Consider the following 372-nt stretch of genomic DNA (forward strand, 5'->3'; position numbering starts at 1 on the left):
CAGGCAGCGGCTGAAATGACGCCGATCGGGGAGGCCCCTGAAACAAGGCGCAACATGTGCGGATCGACTACCCGGATGCTTGCTGCCGTTTCCCCGAATCCGCCGGTAACGAAAATCCCGACGACCGATACTGCAATAAGCGACAAGAACATCATGACCCCTGGAACAAAGTCCGTGTAACTGACGGCAAGAAATCCGCCGAATAAGGTATAGGCAACACCTACCACGGAACCAATAACGAGGCCAAGATGGTAATACATGCCGAATGAGCTCTGGAAGAATAAGCCAGAAGCTACCATTCCGGATGAAACGGAGAATGTGAAGAAAATCAAAATGATGATACTAGCGACAATCCGCCATAGGCGCGAACTA

At 51.3% G+C, this 372-nt stretch carries 1 protein-coding gene; it reads right to left on the bottom strand.

What is annotated here, in order from left to right; translation table 11 throughout:
- Positions 1-372 (bottom strand): sodium:solute symporter family transporter (locus AY633_RS13710; protein ID WP_455657219.1); only part of this gene is annotated, 372 nt, incomplete at both ends.

Origin of the sequence: Planococcus maritimus (genome assembly GCF_001592825.1) — a bacterium.
In the GTDB taxonomy this organism is placed as follows: domain Bacteria; phylum Bacillota; class Bacilli; order Bacillales_A; family Planococcaceae; genus Planococcus; species Planococcus maritimus_C.